General features: G+C 65.5%; 21 protein-coding genes and 1 tRNA gene. 4 read left to right on the plus strand and 18 right to left on the minus strand.

Going from position 1 to position 21057, the window contains the following annotated elements:
* Positions 1–2: 2 nt before the first annotated feature.
* From M0209_RS16900 to recJ, 6 genes are all read right to left on the minus strand, one after another.
* Positions 3–539 carry a phage tail protein gene (locus tag M0209_RS16900; RefSeq protein ID WP_258889437.1) on the minus strand — a complete coding sequence of 179 codons (537 nt, stop codon included), beginning with the start codon at positions 537–539 and terminating at the stop codon, positions 3–5.
* 19 nt (positions 540–558) lie between these two features.
* Positions 559–2142: a phage tail sheath subtilisin-like domain-containing protein gene (locus M0209_RS16905; RefSeq protein ID WP_258889438.1), complete on the minus strand. Its 1584-nt coding sequence runs from the start codon at positions 2140–2142 to the stop codon at positions 559–561.
* Positions 2143–2227: 85 nt separating this feature from the next.
* Complete coding sequence (locus M0209_RS16910) at positions 2228–2605, minus strand: hypothetical protein (RefSeq protein WP_258889439.1); 378 nt, start codon at positions 2603–2605, stop codon at positions 2228–2230.
* Between the two features lie 324 nt (positions 2606–2929).
* A tRNA-Glu gene (locus tag M0209_RS16915) sits at positions 2930–3004 on the minus strand.
* 53 nt (positions 3005–3057) lie between these two features.
* Entirely contained in the window at positions 3058–3441 is a 384-nt protein-coding gene (locus tag M0209_RS16920) for a VOC family protein (protein WP_258889440.1), read from the minus strand.
* A gap of 14 nt (positions 3442–3455) precedes the next feature.
* Positions 3456–5198, minus strand: a complete 1743-nt coding sequence (gene recJ / locus M0209_RS16925) for a single-stranded-DNA-specific exonuclease RecJ (protein ID WP_258889441.1) — start codon at positions 5196–5198, stop codon at positions 3456–3458.
* A 97-nt stretch (positions 5199–5295) separates the two neighbouring features.
* Between recJ and M0209_RS16930 the strand changes: the two genes are divergently transcribed.
* Complete coding sequence (locus M0209_RS16930) at positions 5296–7206, plus strand: hypothetical protein (RefSeq protein WP_258889442.1); 1911 nt, start codon at positions 5296–5298, stop codon at positions 7204–7206.
* On the opposite strand, the gene glpX is transcribed toward M0209_RS16930, so the two are convergent.
* Positions 7207–8190 carry a class II fructose-bisphosphatase gene (gene glpX, locus M0209_RS16935; protein WP_258889443.1) on the minus strand — a complete coding sequence of 328 codons (984 nt, stop codon included), beginning with the start codon at positions 8188–8190 and terminating at the stop codon, positions 7207–7209.
* A 52-nt stretch (positions 8191–8242) separates the two neighbouring features.
* Here glpX and M0209_RS16940 point away from each other — a divergent pair, with 52 nt between their 5' ends.
* Positions 8243–8620: a hypothetical protein gene (locus M0209_RS16940; protein WP_258889444.1), complete on the plus strand. Its 378-nt coding sequence runs from the start codon at positions 8243–8245 to the stop codon at positions 8618–8620.
* Here M0209_RS16940 and M0209_RS16945 read toward each other — a convergent pair whose 3' ends face one another.
* The 8 genes from M0209_RS16945 to M0209_RS16980 all read right to left on the minus strand — a co-directional run bounded on the left by M0209_RS16945 (position 8621) and on the right by M0209_RS16980 (position 17319).
* The gene (locus tag M0209_RS16945; RefSeq protein ID WP_258889445.1) at positions 8621–9913 is read right to left on the minus strand and encodes a homoserine dehydrogenase; all 1293 of its coding nucleotides are present in this window, start codon (positions 9911–9913) and stop codon (positions 8621–8623) included.
* 184 nt (positions 9914–10097) lie between these two features.
* On the minus strand, positions 10098–11033 hold the full coding sequence (locus M0209_RS16950) for an isopenicillin N synthase family oxygenase (protein WP_258889446.1): 936 nt from the start codon (positions 11031–11033) through the stop codon (positions 10098–10100).
* A gap of 116 nt (positions 11034–11149) precedes the next feature.
* Entirely contained in the window at positions 11150–11503 is a 354-nt protein-coding gene (locus M0209_RS16955; RefSeq protein WP_258889447.1) for a DUF3597 domain-containing protein, read from the minus strand.
* Positions 11504–11600: 97 nt separating this feature from the next.
* The gene (locus M0209_RS16960) at positions 11601–13529 is read right to left on the minus strand and encodes a TonB-dependent receptor (protein WP_258889448.1); all 1929 of its coding nucleotides are present in this window, start codon (positions 13527–13529) and stop codon (positions 11601–11603) included.
* A gap of 39 nt (positions 13530–13568) precedes the next feature.
* A complete protein-coding gene (locus M0209_RS16965; RefSeq protein WP_258889449.1) occupies positions 13569–14435 on the minus strand; it encodes an S-methyl-5'-thioadenosine phosphorylase in 867 nt (288 codons plus the stop codon).
* Entirely contained in the window at positions 14428–15309 is an 882-nt protein-coding gene (locus M0209_RS16970; protein ID WP_258889450.1) for an SO2930 family diheme c-type cytochrome, read from the minus strand. The genes M0209_RS16965 and M0209_RS16970 overlap by 8 nt, the downstream gene beginning before the upstream one ends.
* Positions 15310–15479: 170 nt before the next feature.
* Entirely contained in the window at positions 15480–15863 is a 384-nt protein-coding gene (locus tag M0209_RS16975) for a hypothetical protein (protein ID WP_258889451.1), read from the minus strand.
* A gap of 244 nt (positions 15864–16107) precedes the next feature.
* Positions 16108–17319: a parallel beta-helix domain-containing protein gene (locus M0209_RS16980; protein WP_258889452.1), complete on the minus strand. Its 1212-nt coding sequence runs from the start codon at positions 17317–17319 to the stop codon at positions 16108–16110.
* A 51-nt stretch (positions 17320–17370) separates the two neighbouring features.
* Between M0209_RS16980 and M0209_RS16985 the strand changes: the two genes are divergently transcribed.
* The gene (locus M0209_RS16985) at positions 17371–17781 is read left to right on the plus strand and encodes a DUF2147 domain-containing protein (RefSeq protein ID WP_258889453.1); all 411 of its coding nucleotides are present in this window, start codon (positions 17371–17373) and stop codon (positions 17779–17781) included.
* The gene (locus M0209_RS16990; protein ID WP_258889454.1) at positions 17763–18401 is read left to right on the plus strand and encodes a hypothetical protein; all 639 of its coding nucleotides are present in this window, start codon (positions 17763–17765) and stop codon (positions 18399–18401) included. Before M0209_RS16985 ends, M0209_RS16990 begins: the two co-directional genes overlap by 19 nt.
* Here M0209_RS16990 and M0209_RS16995 read toward each other — a convergent pair.
* The 3 genes from M0209_RS16995 to M0209_RS17005 are packed head-to-tail and all read right to left on the minus strand — an operon-like array spanning position 18395 to position 21044.
* Entirely contained in the window at positions 18395–19297 is a 903-nt protein-coding gene (locus M0209_RS16995) for a crotonase/enoyl-CoA hydratase family protein (RefSeq protein WP_258889455.1), read from the minus strand. The two genes, M0209_RS16990 and M0209_RS16995, sit on opposite strands and share 7 nt — an antisense overlap.
* 20 nt (positions 19298–19317) lie before the next feature.
* Positions 19318–19812 (minus strand): flavin reductase family protein, encoded by a 495-nt coding sequence (locus M0209_RS17000; protein WP_258889456.1) that lies wholly within the window; start codon positions 19810–19812, stop codon positions 19318–19320.
* Positions 19809–21044: an NAD(P)/FAD-dependent oxidoreductase gene (locus M0209_RS17005; RefSeq protein ID WP_258889457.1), complete on the minus strand. Its 1236-nt coding sequence runs from the start codon at positions 21042–21044 to the stop codon at positions 19809–19811. The genes M0209_RS17000 and M0209_RS17005 overlap by 4 nt, the downstream gene beginning before the upstream one ends.
* Positions 21045–21057: the final 13 nt, after the last annotated feature.

A 21057-nucleotide genomic window follows, 5' to 3' on the forward strand; every position in this document is an offset into this window, starting at 1 on the left:
GCTCATTGGGCCGGCTCGACAAACGACGGTTCGTCGGGTTCGCCGACATCATAGTCGCGTTCCCACCCTTCGTTCTCGAGCTTGAGCGTCTGGATCGCGATCGAATTGGCGGACGCGTCGAGGTCGGGGAAAGCGACGAACTCTGAAGGCCAGCAACGGTAGAGATTATAGGCAATCGCCAGTTGTCCGGCCTCGTTATAGATTTCGAGAACCAGATCCTTGCGGAAATCCTTGAGCGACACTTCGGCCCCCAGCCCCGCGCCATAATTCCACACCTTGTTCGCCCATTGCTCGAACTGGATGTCGTGGGTGACGCCGCGTTCGAGCGTGATCGCCTCGTACTCGGTGTGCCCCGGCGTCTTGTGCGAGCTTGAAGGGTCGCCCCCTTCGCGCCACTTGATCACGTCGGTGCTGCGCTTCATCGCGCCGACCTTGCTCAGGCCCGCGACATAGGCCCCGTCGGGCATCTTCAGGCGGAATTTGAAGGTCTTATAGGGATCGCCGTTCCGGTGGTCGGCATTTTTGGTGAACTTCGGCATGGGTTCAGTCCCCCTTCGATCAGGCCGCGTTGCGGATTTGCTGGATCGAGATGATCACGAATTCGGCGGGCTGGAGCGGCGCGAAGCCGACCACGATATTGACGATCCCGCGATTCCGGTCGTCCTGCGTCGTGGTGGTGCCATCGCACTGGACGAAATAGGCTTCGCGCGGACTCTTGCCCTGAAACGCTCCCTGCCGGAACAGGCGATGCATGAAACTGCCGACCGACAGGCGGATCTGGGCCCAGAGCGGTTCGTCATTGCCCTCGAACACGACCCATTGCGTCCCCCTGAACAGGCTCTCCTCAATATAGAGCGCCAGACGGCGCACCGGCACATAGCGATAGTCGTCCGACAACTGGTCGGACCCCTTCATCGTCCGCGCGCCCCAGACGACGCGTCCGATATTGGGGAAACTCCGCAAGCAGTTGACGGCGATCGGATTAAGCAGGCCGTTTTCGTCGTCGGTCAGCTTCACCGTCAGGCCGTCGGCCCCCGAGATCGTCGAGGCCATCCCGGCCGGTGCTTTCCACACCCCCCGGTTGACGTCGGTGCGGGCAATGATCCCGGCGACTGCGCCGCAGGGCACGAAAGTGTCGATCTGTCCCGCGCGCAGCGGATCGCGCTTGCGCAGGCGCGGGAAGTACAGTGCGGCATTGTCGGCATTGGTCAGCGACAGCACCATCTTGTTGGGATCGAGCTGTTCCGCCTTGACCTTGGCGGCGGCCTCGGCGGGATTGGCATCCCAGCTGGCGGGCGGATCGACGATCAGCAACGCGCGCCGCTTCTTGCAGAATGCAGCCGCTGCTTCCCAGACGCTCTTGTCGAGCGTGCCGCCGCGCACGTCGGGCGGAATGCAGAGCAGGTTGAAGATGTCCGCCTTGAGCAGGGCGAACAGGCCCGTCTTATCGGCCTCGGCGCCGATATAGTCGCCCGGGGTAAGCGCGTCGCCATCGTCGCCGCCGGTGCCGGTGCCGGTTGAGTTGTTCGCCGGACGGTTGCCGAGGCGCACCGAGCCGTCGAGGTTGAACGCGCAGCGGACCAGGTTGGAAGCATCGGCGAGCACCCGGTCGAAGCGCCGCGAGCCGCCGGTTTCTTCGGTGGTCAGGTTGCGGAACACCTCGACTGTCCGGTTGCCGGTGTCCTCCACCCTCAGGTCGAACAGCTGGTCGGGCAGCAGGCCGTAACGGTCGGCTGCTGCCTGGGTACCGGTCGGGTCGGCGATCGACGGATGGGTGACGCTGCAATTCAGCGCGTTCCCCCAACTGCCCGGGTTCGCCGCGCGCAGGCGCAGCGCACCGATATCGATCGTGGCAATCCCGTCGCCCCCGGCCTTTGCCTTGAACAACCGCACGATCTCCGACTGGCCGCCGCCATTGTCGTAGAAATCGGCAACGGCATAGGACAGCGGACCATCGGTCCACAGGCCGCCGAAGCGTCGCGAGAATTCGCCGAAACTGAAACAGGTGGTCGGTTCGTTGACCGGTCCGCGCAGCGCCCGCCCGATCAGTGCGGCGATCGACGTCGGCACACCGGCCAGGGTGCGGACGCCCGAATCGATTTCCTGCAAATATACCCCGGGATAGGTCGGTGAAATCGCCATGGACTTTCCCCTTGTGTGGCGGGTTAAGTGGTGGGCTTCGGTAAAAGCCGGACGTGGATCGAGCGTCGACCGGAACGCGAAGGCGTCAGGCGCCCAGCGTCAGACCGGCCAGGATGGTGAGGGTTGCGGGATTGGTCGCGTGCTTGTTCTGCACCTTGATCGTGCTCAGATCGGTGGCGAACAGCGGTACCGCAGCGCCATAGAGTACGAGCGGTCCGGTCAGCGCAATGGCCGCGCCCGAGCCTTTGACCTCGACCTTGCCGCCGCTGTCCGAACTGGAAATCGACAGGAAGCGCACCTTGGCGACATCGTCGATCTGGAGTGCAAGGTCTTTGGTATTGGCCATCGCCGCATCGAGCGTAACGCTCGCGGAAACCAAGGCATCTACTTCGGTGCTGCCCGATGTATTGAGCGCGCCGCTTGGGCTGCCGGCGCTGAAGGACCACGTCAGAGTCTGGGGCATTTTGCTACTCCAATCTGCGATCCCGATTGAGAGCTGCTCTTTTCTTTTGAGACTAACGCAGTCTTTCGAAAGCTGTCAATCGCAGAATCGTTATTATAGTGCCGGATGCGCCCATCTGTGCGCCATTGTCGTTCGACACGCCGATTCTTGCCGGAAATGCGCGCGCCAAGAAAAAGCGGTTAAGGCGCAGTCAACCAGACAGTAGACACGGCGCGCAAGCTACCGGTTTGTCTGTGATATTTTCGCTGACGGCAATGCCGGGCCGTCCGGTATCGGCAGAGAGGTGCGCGATTTGTCGAAAGCGGTCCGCCCGGGACATCCGCCTGGTGACCCCAACGGGAATCGAACCCGTGTTTCAGCCGTGAAAGGGCCGCGTCCTAACCGCTAGACGATGGGGCCGTCGGAGCGAGGCGCGCGCATAGCATAAGCGTTCGTATCGTCAACCTCGCCCGTCATGCTTCACGGCGATGGCATACCGCCTGCAGCTTGTTGCCGTCGGGATCGCGGACATAGGCCCCGTAATAATGGGGATGGTAATGCGGACGCAGCCCCGGCGCGCCATCGTCGGCACCGCCGTGCGCAACAGCGGCCGCATGGAAGCGGTCGACCGTCGCGCGGTCGGGCACGAGATAGGCGATATGGGTGCCATTGCCCACGCTTGCCGGTTCGCCGTCGAACGCGGGGCCGACAAATGTTTTGGGTCCGGCCGCTTCGCCAAAAGCGATGCCCCCTTCGCGTTCGAACAGCGCCGGATGGCCGAGCACCTCCATCACCGCGATCCAGAAGGGGCGCGCCTGTGCCCAGTCGTTGGTGCCGAGCGTTATGTGGCTGAACATTGTTCCTGCCTCCCTCAATCGCACCATGCCGCATCGTCGATGTGGAGTTCGGCGGCTGGGCGAGACCCCCAGTCGTCGATTTTCGCGCGCCCCGCTACCCATAGCCGCCGGTCGCGCGGGGCAGCGAGCAACGCCTGGCCCAGCGGCGTATCGGCGCTGCGGAAGGCGACCGTCTTCAGGCTGCGGCCGTCGTCGCCCTGCATGATCGCGCGGACATGGCCGCCGCTGCCGACAACATCGGCCTTGATGACGCGCATCGGTCCGGCTGCCACCCGCGGCGCGGGCCAGCCCATGCCATAGGGACCCGCCCCCTCCAGCGCCTCGACCAGCGACGGTGTCACGCCGCCGCACGATACGACGACATCGAGCAGTAGGGCCCGGTCGCCCGACGCGCGGGCAATATCGGCGGACAACCGCTCGTCGATGAAATCGGCGAAGGCTTCGACCTGTCCCTCCGCGACCGTCAGTCCCGCCGCCATCGCGTGGCCGCCGCCCGCGACCAATAGCCCCATGTCTTTGGCGGCCAGCACTGCCGCGCCCAGATCGACGCCCGAAATCGAGCGGCCCGAACCCTTGCCGACGCCAGCTTCGTCGAGCGCGATCACGATGGCGGGCTTGCCGAGCTTCTCCTTCAGCCGCCCCGCAACGATGCCGATGACACCCGGATGCCAGCCCTGCCCGGCGACGACCGCGACAGCGCGGTTGCCCTTGTTGACCGCCAATGCTTCGGCCTCGGCCTGCACCCCGGCTTCGATCGCGCGGCGTTCCTCGTTCAACTGGTTCAACTGTTCGGCGATGTCCGCCGCTTCCTGGGCGTCATCGGTCGTGAGCAGGCGCACGCCAAGGTCGGATTTGCCGACCCGCCCGCCCGCATTGATCCGCGGCCCCAGCGCAAAGCCGAGGTCCGAGCATTGCGGTGCGCGCTTGAGCCGAGACGCTGCCAGCAAAGCCTCCAGCCCGATATTGCGGCCCTGCGCCATGACCTTCAGCCCCTGCGCTACGAACGCCCGGTTGAGGCCACGCAGCGCCGCCACATCGGCGACGGTGCCGAGCGCGACAAGATCGAGCAGTTCGATCAGTTTCGGCTCGGCGCGGGCGGCAAAAAAATCCCGCCCGCGAAGCTCGCGCAGCAGCGCCGCCCCCAGCAGGAACGCCACCCCGACCGCCGCCAGATGCCCGTGGGCGGCCCCTTCGCCTTCGTCGAGCCGGTTCGGATTGACCAGCGCCAGTGCCAGCGGCAGCGTTGCCGCGCACTGGTGGTGATCGACGACAATCACGTCGACTCCGGCGTCCCGCGCCATGGCAAGTGCCTCGAACGCCTGCGCGCCGCAATCGACCGTCACGATCAGCGATGCGCCGCCCTCGGCAATCTTCACCAGCGCCTCGCCCGACGGCCCATAACCCTCCATGAGCCGGTCGGGGATATACGCCTGCGGATCGAGTCCGAGGCCGCGCAACAGACGGATCAGCAGCGCCGCCGAGGTTGCGCCATCGACGTCATAATCGCCGAACACCGTGACTGCCTCGCCCCGACTGACCGCATCCGCCAGCCGTGACGCTGCCACGTCCATGTCGCGGAACATCGACGGATCGGGCATGAAACCGCGCAAGGTCGGCGCGCGGTGCGCGTCGATCTCGTCGGGCGGACAACCCCGCGCCAGCAACAGCCCGGCGACCAGATCGTCGCCCGGACCCACGCCGCTGCGCCAGCGCCACGACTGGCCGGAGATCGACTGGTTGACGTCCAGGGGGTTCATGGTCGCCGCTATGCGGAGGGGGGAGGGTGTAAACAAGGGTCAACATCGTGCTTTTTCCAACGCCTTGTTAACCTTGTTTCGGTAGATTGGCCGGACCATGACGGGCATTATTCCGTTTTTTTGCAACAGCTTGGTCAAGCTGCTGATCCTCCGGTCGCTGCTGGCGGCCCTGTTGTGCCTGTTCGCTACGGCTCCCGCGCACGCCGCCAGCTGTGCGCCCGCAGGCTCGGCGGGCGCGGCCGCCAATGGCTGGGACACCTATTGCTGGCTCGACATGACCAGTTACAACGATGCGACCGCGCGTTCCGCCTCGGGACAGGCGATGACGTTCAACCTCAGCGACGGCTCGGTCTTCAACGTCACGGTCAAGACGGTCAGCACCGCAGCGACAGGCGTCACGGCGACGACCGCCCCTGCCTGGACGGGGGCGGCCATCGGCAACACCTCGTTCCTGACCATCCCCGGCAAGCCGATCATGTATTCGGCGAACAACGCGAGCACGATCACGCTGACGATGTCGGGCATGTCGATCACGCCGCCGGCCGGGGCGACGTCGGGCAGCTACATGTTCATCGTTGCCGACGGCGAATCGAGCAACAACGGCGAATCGCTCGCCTATCAAACCAATGGCGGCAACTGGCAGTTGCTCGATCTGGTGCCGCCGATTTCGGGCGCGGTCTATCCCACCTACACCAACAGCGGCACGACCGTGAATGTGGGGGGCGTCGCAGGGACCGTCGGCGGGCAGATTTTCGGCAGCACGTCACCGACCACTGTAACGACGACAATCGTCGCGGGCGGCCTCCAGGGGGTGATGTTCGCGGTACGCTTCGCCTCGGTGCGGCTGAACAAGACCATCGCCTCGACCCGCCTCGCCGCCGCCGACCAGTTCACCTACAGCATCAGATCGACAAGCTCGGGGACCGCATTGTCCTCGGCCACGTCGACCGGCACCGGTGCCGGACCCTTCACCAATGCTGCTGCGTCGCTGGCGTCGGGCATTTCGATCACCCTCAGCGAGGCGATGGCGGCAGGCAGTACCAGCACCCTGTCGCAATATCAGGGCAAGCTCAGCTGTACCAACTCGAACGCCGGGTCGCCGACCGTTCTTCCCACCAACCTGACCACGACCAGCTATGTCCTCGGTTCGATTGCCTATGGCGATGCGATCACCTGCACTTTCGTCAACGCGCCGCAGCCGCGCATCGCGTTGTCGAAAGCGCTGAGCGGCAACCGCGTCTTCAATACCGACCAATTCACCGTGCAGATCAAGAACGGGGCGACGGTTGTCGCCAGCGCCACAACGACCGGCACGGGTGCCACCGTCAGCACCGGCACGACCGGCGTGCAGCAGGTGGTGACGGCCACTGCCTACACCTTGACCGAAATCGCGGCCGGCACGACCAACACGCTGCTCTATGGTGGCGCGCTGTCGTGCACCAATGCCTATGGCGTCTCGGGAACGGTACTGCCCACAACCGTCGGCGGGACGGTGACGCCAGACTGGGGCGACAACATCGCCTGCACGCTGACCAATACGCCCAATCCGACCAAAGCCATTCTGGGGATGACGAAGGCGTGGATCGTCGTGTCGGACCCCGTCAACGGTACGACCAATCCCAAGGCGATTCCGGGCGCCCTGATCCGTTATTCGATCACGGTCACCAATACCGGTCCCGGAACCGTCGATGGCGGGACGATCGTGATCGTCGATCCCTTGCCCACGACAGTGATGGCCTATGTCGCGGGCACGCCCGTCACGTTTACCGACGGCGCGGTGCCGAGCGGGCTGACATGGAATGCGGCCACCGATCTCAAATGGACGAAAGCAGCGGGCGGCAACAGCGCCTTCACTTATGCGCCGGTCGCCGATGCCAATGGCTTCGATACGCTGGTCACGGGCATCCGCTTTGCCCCCGGAACAGGGCCGCCGACGACGCAGATGGCAGGCGCGACGCTGACCAGCCAGCCGAGCTTCACGCTCAGCTTCACCGCGCAGGTGCGCTGACTACCGGATACGGTGTTCGCCTTTGACCCAGCGAACGGTGCCGGTCGATGCGCGCATCACGATGCTTTCGGTGGTCAGTCGCCCGCCGGCCTTGCGCTTGACGCCGCCGAGCAGCGAGCCGTCGGTCACCCCGGTGGCGGCGAAGATGCAGTCGCCCTTCACCAGGTCGTTCAGGTGATACACGCGGTCGAGATCCTCGATCCCCCATTTGCGCGCGCGGGCACGCTCGTCGTCGTTGCGAAAGACAAGGCGGCCCTGAAACTGGCCGCCGACGCAGCGTAATGCGGCTGCGGCGAGCACACCCTCGGGCGCGCCGCCTTGACCCAGATAGATGTCGATGCCGGTGTCGGGATCGGTCGTCGCGATCACGCCCGCGACATCGCCGTCGCCGATCAGCATGACCCCGCAGCCCATCGCGCGGAGTTCGGCGATCAGCTTTTCGTGGCGGGGACGGTCGAGGACGCAGGCGATGATCTCGTTCGGTGCCACGCCTTTTGCAGCGGCGAGCGCGTGCACATTCTCGGTCGCGGATTTCGTCAGATCGATCACGCCTTCCGGATAGCCGGGGCCGACCGCAATCTTGTCCATATAGGTGTCGGGCGCGTTGAGCAGGTTGCCGCCCTCTGCTGCCGCCAACACGGCAAGTGCGTTGGGACCGGCCTTGGCCGTGATCGTCGTTCCCTCGAGCGGGTCGAGCGCGATGTCGATCTTGGGGCCCTTGCCCGGGGCGGAGCCGACTTTTTCCCCGATGAACAGCATCGGGGCCTCGTCGCGCTCGCCTTCGCCGATGACGACCGTACCGTCCATGTACAGGCTGTTGAGCGCGTCGCGCATCGCCTCGACAGCGGCGGCATCGGCGGCCTTTTCGTCCCCCCGCCCGATCAACGCCGAGGCCGAAATCGCCGCCTTTTCGGTGACGCGCACCATTTCGAGGACGAGGACACGGTCGAGGACGTCGCTGGGGGCGATATTTGTTTCGGGCACGATTTATGGCATCCTTGGATCGCAACAGTTGGCAGGCCGATAGGAGCCGCATGTGTCATTGTCGAGAATTGTCATTGCGGCAACCGCGCTTGGCGTCGCCATCCCCCTGTCGGCCGCAACACCCGACACGCTGGAAACCTATCAAAAACTGACGAGTGTGGAGCCACGTTGCGTTCGCCCGTCGTCGGATCGCGACATCCTGGTCTGCGGTGCGCGACGGGCGGACCGCTGGCGGGTGCCGTTCGTCGGTTATGAGTTGGGCGATCCGCGCGGCGAGAGCGTCGAGGGCGAACGCAAGCGGATTTCAGACGAGCATCGCCCGCCCTGCGGTCGTCGTGCCATCATTGCAGACTGCGGCGGTGGCGTGGGCGTGAGTGTCAGTACGCGAATGGCGGGCGACGGGCTGAAGCTGAGGCAGCTCGCGCCCTGATCAGACGTCCAAAATCGGCATCCACACGGGCTTGCCGGTCAGGCTCGGGCTGCCGTCGAGCCGGTCGAGCGCGGCGTGCACCGCGCGGGCAGGACCCTCATGTGTGGTCATCGCGACGAACACGCCGCCGTCTGCCGTCTCGCCCTTCTGGATCATGCTTTCGATCGACACCCCGCCGTCGCGCATCGCGGCGGTCAGTTCGGCGAGCACCCCCGCCTTGTCGGCGACGGCGAAGCGCAGATACGCCCGCTCGCGGCGCTCACCGGGATCGGCGGTCGTGGCAGCGGCGAGGCTGGCGACGGGCATGGCAAAGGCCGGTCCGATCTCGCCGCGCGCAATGTCGATCAGGTCGGCGACGACGGCGCTCGCGGTCGGTCCCTCGCCCGCGCCGCGCCCCTCGAAGAACAGCCGCCCGACGAAATTCCCTTCCGCCACAACCGCATTCATCGGCCCCTGGACATGCGCCAGCGGGTGCGACAGCGGGACGAGGCAAGGGTGGACGCGCTGGAAAAGGCCATGGCTGCCCGCCTCGGCCAAGCCCACCAGCCGGATGCAATAGCCGAGCGTCCGCGCCTGCGCGATATCGCCCGCCTGGACCTGCCGGATGCCGCCCAAGGCTACACCCGCAAAATCGATCCGCGTTCCGAACGAGAGACTCGCGAGAATACTGAGCTTGTGCGCGGCATCGACGCCATCGACGTCGAACGACGGATCGGCTTCGGCGAAACCCAGCGCTTGCGCGTCGGCAAGCACCGCGTCGAAGCCCGACCCTTCGGCTTCCATCCGCGTCAGGATGTAATTGCAGGTGCCGTTGAGGATGCCGTAAACCTGGGTCAGCTCATTGGCTGCGGCACCCTCGCGTAACCCCTTGATGACGGGGATACCGCCCGCGACCGCTGCCTCATATTTGAACGCGGTGCCCGCCGTTTCGGCAGCGCTTGCCAGTTCCAGCCCATGATGCGCGATCATCGCCTTGTTCGCGGTGACGAAGGCGCGACCCGCCGCAATCGTCCGGTTGGCAAGCGTAAGCGCGGGGCCGTCGCTGCCGCCGATCAGTTCGACGACGACATCGACACCGTCGCGTTCTGCCAGCGCGGTCGTGTCGTCGACCCAGTCGAAACGCGACAGATCGACGCCCCGGTCGCGGCTGCGGTCGCGGGCCGACACGGCAACGACCTCGATGGGCCGTCCCGCGCGACGCGCGATGAGGTCGCGGTTGGCATCGAGCAGCTTGACGACGCCGCCGCCGACGGTGCCGAGCCCGGCGAGGGCGATTTTTAGAGGTTCGGTCATGCGGTTCCCAGCTAGCCCTTCTCCCCTTGCGGGAGAAGGATACGAAGCCTTAGCGAGCGAAGCGAGCTTAGGCGAAGTTGGATGAGGGGTGCGGCGCGAAGCGCCGCGCGAGCCAAAGGCTCGCCCCCTCACCCCGCCGCGCTTACGCGCGTGTGGACCTCTCCCGCAAGGGGAGAGGTGCCGCTTAGAGCAACCCGATTTCCCGCAAACGCTGCTCCAGATACCCGTTCGCGGTGATCACCTGCGGATAGCGATCCGGATTGTCCGCCGTCACACACCCCGGCAGCGTCGAAATCTCGAAGTCGCTCGCAAGATGCAGGAAGAACGGCATCGAATAGCGCGCAACACCGCGGCGCTCTGGCGGGGGGTTGACGACACGGTGCGTGGTCGAGGGCAGGACGTGATTGGTCAGCCGCTGGAGCATGTCGCCCACATTGACGACCAGCGCACCCTGTGGCGGCGCGACGGCGATCCACTCGCCTTCGCGCGTCAGCAACTGCAACCCGCCCTCCTCGGCACCGAGCAGCAGGGTGATCAGGTTGATGTCCTCATGCGCGCCGGCGCGCACTCCCGGCGCATCGGGCGACACCGGCGGATAATGGAGCAGCCGCAGCACGCTGTTGCCGTCGCGCACGGGGTCGACGAACCAGTCCTTGTCGAGGCCCAGATAGAGCGCGATTGCCGAGAGCAACCGCGCGCCGACCTTGTCGAATTCGGCATAGAGCTCGGTGAAGATGGCGCGGAAATCGTCCGGATGCGCGGGCCAGATATTGGGCGGCATATGGTCGGCGAAAGCGTGGCCGACAGGCAGGTCGCGCCCGATGTGCCAGAATTCCTTGAGGTCGTTCTCGGTCGCGCCCTTGGCGATCTCGATCCCGAACGGGATATAGCCGCGCTGGCCGCCCTTTCCGGCCCGGTATTTCATCTTCTCTTCGAGCGGCAAGGCGAAAAACGCCTTGGTCGCGGTCCAGGCGCGGTCGATCAGCGCGGCGTCGATGCCGTGATCGGCGATGATGGCGAAACCGAAACGCTGGAACGACGCGCCGAAATCGCGCGCAAAGGCTTCGGGGTCGGCGGACTGGGTCGCCAGCGAGAGGGGGGGTACGGAAAGATCGGACATGCGACGTGACTACGCTTCTTCGAGCGCAGCGAGAAGCCCTGCCGAGCGCCAGCGAGGTGACTTTGTGATTCTCGCTGACGCTCGAAAGAGCACCTCGCTAACGCTCGGCGAAGAAGTTACGCCCCCTTGTTGGCGAGGCTCTTCATCACTTCACCGTGCAGCCAGATGTTCATCGTGGCCGAATCATTGGTGTCGCCGGTGTAGCCGAGTTCCTTCGCCAGCGTGGTGCGGTTGGCGAGGCTCGAATCGAGACCGAGCAGCTTCATCAGATCGACGATCGACGTCTTGTAATTCGACGGATGTCCCGTCGATGCCGCGATCGAGGCGAGGCGTGCATCGATGTCCTCGGGAGTCGCGGGGACCGGTGCGGGCGGCGGCGGCGTGGGCGCCACAACAGCGGGCGAGGGCGGCGTTGCGGCCTCAGCGGGCTTGCCGAAAATCGCGTCCTTGATGGCACCGAAAATGCTCATATCGTCTCTCCGTTAATAGGGCGGGCTGGCCGCAGCCGTGACAGCGTAGCCGCAACGCGTGACGGATGCGAGACGTTCGATATCCCGCCACAGTCGTTTACCTTTCGAAACGAATGCCCAGCCAGATCGTGCGCGGACTGGCCCGTTCGACGACCCCGCTCGCACTGACCGCCGCTTCGACGCGCGTGTCGAACAGGTTTTCGCCGCGCAGTTGCACAATCGCACCACGACCTAGCGGTAAATCGGCGACGGCATCCACAGTAAGCGCAGGCGCGAGTCGCCGCGTGTTGAGATCGTCGTCAAACTGAGCCGAGACATATCGTGCGGTCGCCGACAGACCGCGCCAGCCGAACGTCGCCGAGGACTGGAACGGCGCGACGCTCGCCGGTCGCAGGCCAGTCAGGGATGCCGATGCCCCGGCGCCTTGCAGGACGACATCGGCATAGGCAGCCGACAGGGCGAGTCGCCAGTCGCCGCGCGCGAATGTGGCATCGACCTCGATCCCGCGCGACTGCAGCGCGTCGAGGTTTTGCCGTTGCCGCGTCGTCCCCGACAGCGTCACATTGGCGATGGCATCGTCGAGCATCACGTCGAAGGCCGTCACGGTGATTGCCGCCCCCCCGCCCGGTCGCCAGCGTGCTGCCAGTTCGATCCCGCGCGACCGCTCCGGCCGCAGCGCGGCATTGGCATTGGTTACTTCGGCCCCGACGCGGAACGGGCGGTAGAGCTCGTTGAGCGTCGGCAAACGCCAGCCGACATAACCCGCGACGCTGACGGTCAGCGTCGGGGAAATTGCATAGGCGGCCCCCGCACGCCCGGTCGCTGCCCAGCCGGTACGGTCGGCAAAGTGGTTGTCGGTCACGACCGTCCCGTCCAGCCGCCGCTCGGTCAGGAAACCGCCGGTCAACGACCAGTAATCGACCCGCCCGCCGCCGGTGAGCGTCAACGGCCCCGCCACCCGCGTCGCCTCCGCAAAGCCGCCGACAATATCGCTCGCGCCGCCCGCCACGCGCAGCCGCGTCGGGGAGCCCGACACATAGCTGAACGCCTCGTTGGTCTCGCCCGAAGTCCGCCGCCATTCGCCGCCGAGACGGAGTTCGGTACTGCCAATTTGGGGCCGCGCCTCGACTTTCAGACCGACACCGGTGGCGGGCGTATTATACTGGTCGAGCGTCTGCGTTGCTGTGGTCCGACCTGCATCGACGCTGGCGAATTGCGAGGTGAAGCGGCGCAGCTGGAGATAGCCGAGCGCGACGAACTGCCTGCCGACAAGGCGCAGGCTGGCATCCGCGCCCGTCGTGCGGTTCGCACTGAAATCGCTACCGCGCGTGCGGGCATCGTCGAAGGCATCGACATTGGCCTGAAGCTCGCTCGCACCGACAGGAATGACGGCGCGGGCGGCAAAGTTATATTGTTCGTAGCGCCCACCCCTGTCGGCGGTGCCGGGAGTCACGACCGGTACGAACCCGTCGCCGCGCGCATAGCCGCCGGACACGAGCGCAAACCCGCTGCCGAGCCGACCCGACGCTAGCACCCGGCTCTCGACTGCGCCGAAACTACCGCCCGCGACCGACCCTGCCAGCCCCGGAGCATCCCCCGTTGCGACGCTCTCGAGTTCGATGGTCCCCGCCAGCGCCCCCGATCCACCCGCGCCGCTCCCACCGCCGCGGGTCACGCGGACCCGTCCCAGCCGCTCGGGCGAATAGAGCGGCCAGTTCAGATAGCCCGCAAACGGATCGCCCTGCGGCACCCCGTCGAGCAGGACCAGCGCCCGCGACGCCGCATTGCCGCCAAGCCCCCGCAACGTCGCTCCCTGACTGGTCGGATTGGCCGACCGCGCATCCGACCGCCGGAACTGCTGCAGCCCGGCCACGTCCTTCAGTGCGTCTTCGAGCCGCCCGCTTGCCGTGCCGGTTAGACGCGCGCGCTCGACCGTGATGACGCTATAAGCGGCATCGCCCGCTGGATCGGCCAGCCCGCGACCCGTTACGACAATATCGTCCTGCGCCCGCAACGGGGCGGACATCGCGACCAGCAAACAGACCGAAACGCAGCGCATAAGTGCCTAACGAAGAACCCGGCCCGCCACCGCATCGAGTTTCGCCAATAGCGCCGGGTCGCGGGCATCGGGCGCGGTGATCAGCGCGACATCGAGGTTGGTGTCGATAGGCGACGGCGCGCGCGTCGCGGGCAGCGATTTCGCCAGTTCGGCCAGCAAGGCGCGCGCCGTCGCGGCATTGCTGCCCAATTGCGCCACAACGGTTGCCACGTCGACATGCGCCTCGCCCTCGCGCCAGCAATCGTAATCGGTGACCATCGCGACCAGCGCATAGGGCAGCTCGGCCTCGCGCGCGAGCTTCGCTTCGGGCATCGCGGTCATGCCGATCACATGCGCGCCCCACCCCCGGTAGAGGTTCGATTCGGCGCGCGTCGAGAATTGCGGCCCCTCCATCGCGAGATAGGTCGCGCCTTCGTGCACGTCCGCCCCCGCCGCCCGCGCTGCCGCCGCCGCAAGACCGGACAAGCGCGGACAGACGGGATCGGCCATACTGACATGCGCGACCATCCCGCTTTCAAAAAACGACGACGGCCGCCCCTTGGTCCGGTCGATAAACTGGTCGACGATCACGAATTTACCCGGCGGCAATTCTTCGGCCAGCGACCCCACTGCCGAGATCGACAGCACGTCGGTGCAGCCCGCGCGCTTCAGCACATCGATGTTCGCCCGCGCGTTGAGCTCGCCGGGGCTGACCCGGTGCCCCCGTCCGTGTCGCGGAAGGAACACGAACTTCACGCCCGATATCGTACCGGTCAGCAAAGCGTCCGACGGCTGACCCCAGGGCGAGGCAACCGCGATCCATTGCGGGTTTTCGAGTGCGTCGATCGCATACAACCCGGAGCCGCCGATGACGCCGATCACCCACTCACTCATGCTTCATTCCCGCAATCCAGTCACTCACCAGCTTCACGCCCTCTTTGTGGACCAGCGCACGTCCCACTTCGGGCATTGCCACACCGGGCTCGGCGGTTGCCATGCGGTGGACCATGATCGAGCGTTCGGGGTGGCCCGGGTCGATGGCGTAAAGGAACCCGCCCGACCCGCGCCCTGCCGCCACCGGCGTCTTGCCGATGCCGAGCGCGGTGCGGTCGGTGGTCTCCCAGGTCAGATTGAGGCCGGAGTTCGACGCCGCGCCCTTCGGGTTGTGGCAATGGCCGCAATTGACGTCGAGATAGGCACGCGCGCGGGCTTCGAGCGGCGCACCGGTGTCGCCCCATTTCGGCAAGCGCACGCCACCGCCCGTCACGCCCAGCATCCCCGGCGTCAGGTTCCGCGCCTTCGGCCCGATGGGGGTCATCGCGTCGCCCAGTGCATGGCATTCCTTGCACTGGTTTACGTTCGGCACGGCATAATCGATCGCCTGTTTTTGCCCGCCGACATCGACGATCAGCGCCACCCGCGTCCCCGCGCGTTTCAGGACGGCATCGTCGCCCTGCCAGACATAGGGCAGCGCCACCCAGCCGCTCGCCCGGTGGAGCAGCACGCGCGTCTCGACCTTGCTCGCGCCGTAACGGAATGTCTTGATGAGCGCCGCGCCGACGGGAAGCTCGGGCAGCCCTTCGCCGGTGAACGTCGCTTTCGTACCCGGCGGCAGGTACAGATAGCGATCCTTCTCCGCATAGTCGGAGAACAGCGGCGTATTCAGCGCATAGGGTCGCACGCCGCTATTCGGGCGCGCACCGTTGAAGAAACGGAAATCGGAGAGTTTGGGGGGCAGCGCGTCCGATGCGATCAGATCCAGTGCCACGGGAGACGACGCGGGTGCTGCACCGAGCAGGATCAAGATCAAGGGAAGCAGGCGGCGCATTGCCTCCTATTGCCGTTTCCTGGCGCATTTGCACAGAAAATAGACCGAGCTGACCGGTCGCCAAGCTTAATGAAGATGACCTGTGGCGCCTCGCCGAAACTTAGACACCGTCAGAGTTCGGGATATTCGATGCGCTTGTCTCCAAACACTGCGTTCAACGCACGCGGCCGGCGTTCGCTCAGGCTTTCGCCCGGCTTCAGGTCCGAAGGAAAGTCGAATTCAGCACTGAATCGCCCGCCGACCACCCGACAACGGATGGCATGCCAGCGGTCATCTCCGTCCAGCTTCTCCCAGATTTCGTCCAGCTTATTGGTCAGGTCGCGCGTAGGATGATGATAGACCACCCGACCACCAAGTTCCTGAAACAGTCCCGAACCAACGACTCCGGGTTCCACTTCCGCATAAAGGAAAAGGCCATCTGTCGCATCGCCACACGCCTCAACGATCAGGTGTGCGAGCTCCTCGTAATCGGAACCGATATCCGTCGAGCGCATTAGCGACCTCCCTTGCGATTCTTGAAACTGAAGTCTTCTAAGTTTCCATCCACCTGCGAAAGGTGAAGCGGCCGTTGTCCGGATCGTGCCAAGGGTTGAACTTCAACTCTAGCGCGTCGGGCTGACGAACTCGCCCCGTCCTGATATAGCGTTCGAACGGCCCCACGTTTGATCCTGTTATGTTCTATACAAGAGCAGCATGTATGTCAACCAAAAAGTGCCTATTTGGATAATTTTTGCGTGGCTAACGCGAGACTACCACCGCTTCCATGCTCGCGGGCAGCACAACCGCCCCCGGTTCGGCAATCGCCGTCCCCTTCGACAAATCTACCGGCGCAGGCTTGGCCTCCATGATCGGCGTCAGCGGTTCGGGCAGGCCCATGGTCAGCACGCCGACCTTATCGGTCACGCGGATATTGGTCGCGGCCATCCCGCCTGCGCCGTCCCAGAACACCGGCGCGATCGACCCGCCCATCATCTTCGCCAGCATGTCGCCGCCCGGAAAGGCGGGTGCCCAACCGGCGCGGCCATGCGTGTTGTCGCGGATGACGACGTTACGCGGCAACGGGTTATACGTCGCATCGGTAAAGGGGCGCTTGTAGGCGACGACCATGACGTTGGCGGTCGCATTATCGGCCAGCGTATTGCCGAACACATGCACGTCGCGGTTCGCCATCACCATGACGCCGGTACCGGTTGGGACGCTCGCCACGATGTTCCCCTTCGGCGCGAAATTCGGCGTGGAATTGTCGGTGACGCGGTTGTTGTAGATCCGCACCGAATGTCCGCCCATCTGCGGCAGGTTGGGCAGATCGAACACCAATATGCCACCGGCGTTCTTCGTCGCGACATTGTCGTGGACGTCGGCATTGTAGCTGTTCTCGATCTCGATCCCGGCAACATTCACTTCGGCGGTCGAGTTGCGGACAATGATGTTGCGCGACTGGCCGACATAGATGCCCGCGTCGGACGCGCCGCGCACCACGACCTTGTCGATCAGCACATCGGTCGAGGACACCGGATAGACACCGTACGCGCCGTTGGTTTCCTTGGGGCCTCCGGTCCATTCGACGCGCAGGTCGTGATAGATGATGCGGTCCGCGCCCTTCGACTTGATCGCGTCCCCGCGCGCATCCTCGACCGCGAAACCGCGCAGGACCACATCGTCCGACGTAACGAGCAATCCTTCGCCTGCCGCCTTCTGCGACTTGAAGTCGAGGATGCTCTTGTCCGGCCCCGCCCCGCGCACCGTCACCCCGTTCACGTCGAGCGACAGGCCGTCGGTCAGGACGTATCGTCCTGCCGCCAGCTCGACGACATCGCCGGGTTTCGCCTCGATCAGCGCGGTTTGTAGCACTTCCTGAACATTGGGTCCGGGGGCTACCGCAATCGTCTTTGCGGCCAGCGGCGAAGCGGACAGCGCGAACACCGCTACGTAAAGACAGGGCTTGTTCATGGGCACGGACTATTGCACCCCTGCATCCCGACGCCAAGCCGGAGACCCGAATTGATTCTGCGTACTGTCCTTCTCGCCAGCTTGCTGACCGCAACTCCGGCGCTTGCCGCAACATCGGTACAAGGGCGCTGGCTGACCCCGGCCAAGGATTCGGTCATCGAGATCGCGCCATGCGGGGCAAAAGTCTGCGGGCGTGTCGCCAAGATCCTGAAACCGGCGAAGGACGGCACCGCAACCGACAAGTTCAACCCCAATCCCGCGCTGCGGACGCGGCCGATATTGGGCGTCCCGATTCTGTCGGATTTCACCGATGCGGGCAGCCAATGGAGCGGTACGATCTACGACCCGCGCAACGGCAAGTCGTATCGCTCGAACGTGGCGCGCAATCCCGACGGGACGCTGAAAGTGCAGGGGTGCATCGCGTTCTTCTGCCAGACGCAGACGTGGACCGCGGCAAAATGAAGGGCACGGCGGTCGCGCTGCTGGCGCTCGCCGTCGCAGCTTCGGCACCGGCCCAGCGCCCTACAGTGCCGCGCGCCTCGACCGAGACGCTAACGAACCAGCTCGCCAGAGGCGAAACCCTCGAAACGCGCGCCGACGGCGACCTCAACGGTGACGGCCAGATCGACACCGCCTTTGTCGGACGCGGCGAGGACCGGCGGACGCTTTATGTGCTGATGGCCTATCGCAACGAAACCGACATGGGCCATGATCCGGCGGGGCAGGGCGCGCTGAACGCCTATCCGCTAGGGAATGCCGACCTCAAGATCGTGCGGGGCGTGCTGGTCGTCGAAGACATGACGGGCGGCACGACGGCGACGTCGGGTACCTACCGCCTGCGCTGGAATGCGGCGGCGAAGAAGATGCAGCTCATCGGCTTCGACACCACGCTTTACAGCCGGACCTGGTCGCACGACGGCGTGGAAACGAGCTGGAACCTGCTGACCGGCGTCCGGACGCGCCGCACGCTGAAACTCGTGTCGCGCGATGGACCTTATACGCCGGGGCCGCTCGTCACGAAGAAACTGCCGGCGAAGCCCGTCTACATCGATCGCTTGCCCGAACTCGACGCCACTCAATAGGCTGGATCGTCCATCCATGGCGAAAAGTGCGGCGTGTCACGCGACACCATATCGGGATAGACCGCCGCCCGCTTCTCCAGAAACGACGCCACGCCTTCCTTCGCATCGGCCATCCCGCCGCGCGCCCAGACCAGCCGGCTGTCGAGCCGGTGGGCGTCCATCGGGCTGGCGGCACCCAGCATCCGCCACATCATCTGGCGGGTGAGCGCAATCGACACCGGCGCACTTTCGGACGTCAATTCCTTCGCCAGTACGCGCGCGGCGGGGAGCAGGTCGTCTGGCGCGTGGAGGCTGCGGACCAGTCCGCCCTTCAGCGCTTCCGCCGCATCGAACACCCGGCCTGAATAGCACCACTCCAGCGCCTGCCCGATACCGACGAGGCGCGGCAGGAACCAGCTCGAAGCCGCCTCAGGCACGATCCCGCGTCGCGCAAACACAAAGCCGAACCGCGCACTGTCGCTCGCCAGCCGGAAATCCATCGGCAACTGCATCGTCGCGCCGATGCCGACCGCGGCCCCGTTGATCGCGCCGATAACGGGCTTTTTGCAGGCGAACATGCGCAGCGTCAGCCGCCCGCCGCTGTCGCGCACGCCCTCATGGTCCCAGTCGACCGATCCATCGTCGCGAATCGGTGAGCCGACGCCGTCCTTACCGCCGCGCGCGGCATAATCGAACGTCGCCGCACCACCGCCAAGATCGGCCCCCGCGCAAAAAGCCTTGCCCGCGCCGGTGACGATCACGGCCCGCACGGCATCATCGGCGTCCACCAGATCGAACGCCGCGCACATCTCGCGCATCATCAGCGGGGTAAACGCGTTCATGCGCTCCGGGCGGTTGAGCGTGAGCGTAAAAATGCCGTCGTCGATAGCCGTCGTTATCGTTTCAAACGCTGCCATCGATTTTCCTTCGATAACGTTCAGTCAGCCCGCTTTGCCGACGCCACCTTGCCATCGACCCAGATCAGCGGGTCGATCTGCGGGTGATTGGCAATCGCGCGGACCTCGCCGACGAACAGCGTATGGGTGCCGACATCGAAGCGGCCGGTCGTCTGGCAGATCAGACTCGCGGCGGCGTCGGCCAGCACCGGGGGCATATCGACGCTCAGCGTCCAGTCGCCATCCTCGAACCGCGCCTGTCCCGCCTTCTTGCCGCCGAAAACCGCGACCAGTTCCTGATGCCGCTCGGCGAGCAGGTTGACGCAGAACCAGCCGTGCTCGCCCAGGATCGGCGACATGCTCGCGGTGCGATTGACCGCGACAACCAGCGTGGGCGGGTCGGCGGTCACCGACATAACGGCAGTCGCCGCCATCCCGGCATAGCTGTCGCCGCTGCCGGTCGTGACGATCGCGACTGTCGTTGCCAGCCGCCGCATTGCCTGACGGAAATCGTCGCGCAGGGCTTCGTCGTTCATGCGGCCTCCAACAGGGATTTCAGCGGGGTGCCCGCATCCGCAAGCAACGCCGGATCGGCACGGGTCGCGTTCACCACCAGCGCCTTGCCCTGCACATAGTCCTTGACCGCATTGACGCAATCGAGCGCGATCACCGCGCCGTCACGCAGATACACCACCGAAAAACTCCGCGCGGACATGTCGCCGCGCACGATGGCGCGGTCGAAGCCGGTCGACAGGCCGACGGTCTGGAGCTTCAGGTCGTACTGGTTCGACCAGAACCACGGGACGGCGTGATAGGGTATTTCTTCGCCGGTCAGCACCCTGGCCACCGTCGTCGCCATGTCGTTGGCGTTCTGCACCGACTCCAGCCGGATCGACGCCCCGTCGGCGAAATCATTGGCATGGAAGGCGCAGTCGCCGATGGCGAACACATCGGGCAAATTCGTGCGGCACAGCGCATCGACCGCAACGCCGTTGCCGCCCTCGGCCCCCGCCGCCAGCAAAGGCTCGACCGCCGGGACAATCCCGATGCCGACGATCACCATCTCGCACGGCACGACCTCGCCGTCCGCCAGCCGTACGCCCGATGCGCGCCCGTCCGCCCCTTCGATGCTCTCGACCATCGTGCCCAGCCGCACATCGACGCCGTGCGCGCGGTGTTCGTCCTCGTAGAAGCGCGACAGTGCCTCGCCCGCGACGCGCGCCAGCACGCGGTCCAGCGCCTCGAGTACCGTGACCTGCTTGCCGAGCTTGCTCAGCACCGCCGCTGCTTCAAGCCCGATATAGCCGCCGCCGATCACCGCCACCCGCGTCGTGGTCGCCAGTTCGCCCATCATCGTCTCGACATCGGCGCGGCTCCGCACCCAATGTACCCCCGCGAAGTCATGGCCGTGGCAACTCAGCCGCCGTGCGTGCCCGCCCGCCGCCCAGATCAGGCTGCCATAGCCGATGCTGTCGCCATCCTCGGTGACAACGCGATGCGCCGCCGCATCGACCGTGACGACCCGACGCCCGGTCAGGATATCGACCTCGCGCTCGGCCCAGAAGCTCGCGGGCCGGATCAGGATGCGCTCGAACTCCTTTTCGCCCGCCAGATAGTCCTTCGACAGCGGCGGTCGCTCATAGGGAATCTCGGGTTCCTCGCCGACCATCGCGATCGACCCGGTAAAGCCGCGCTGGCGCAGCGCGATCGCCGCCTGCGCGCCGCCATGGCCGGCGCCGACGATCAGGACATCATAGCTGTGCGACATGGCAAATCCCGGC

Source organism: Sphingomonas sp. SUN039 (assembly GCF_024758725.1).
GTDB lineage: Bacteria > Pseudomonadota > Alphaproteobacteria > Sphingomonadales > Sphingomonadaceae > Sphingomonas_O.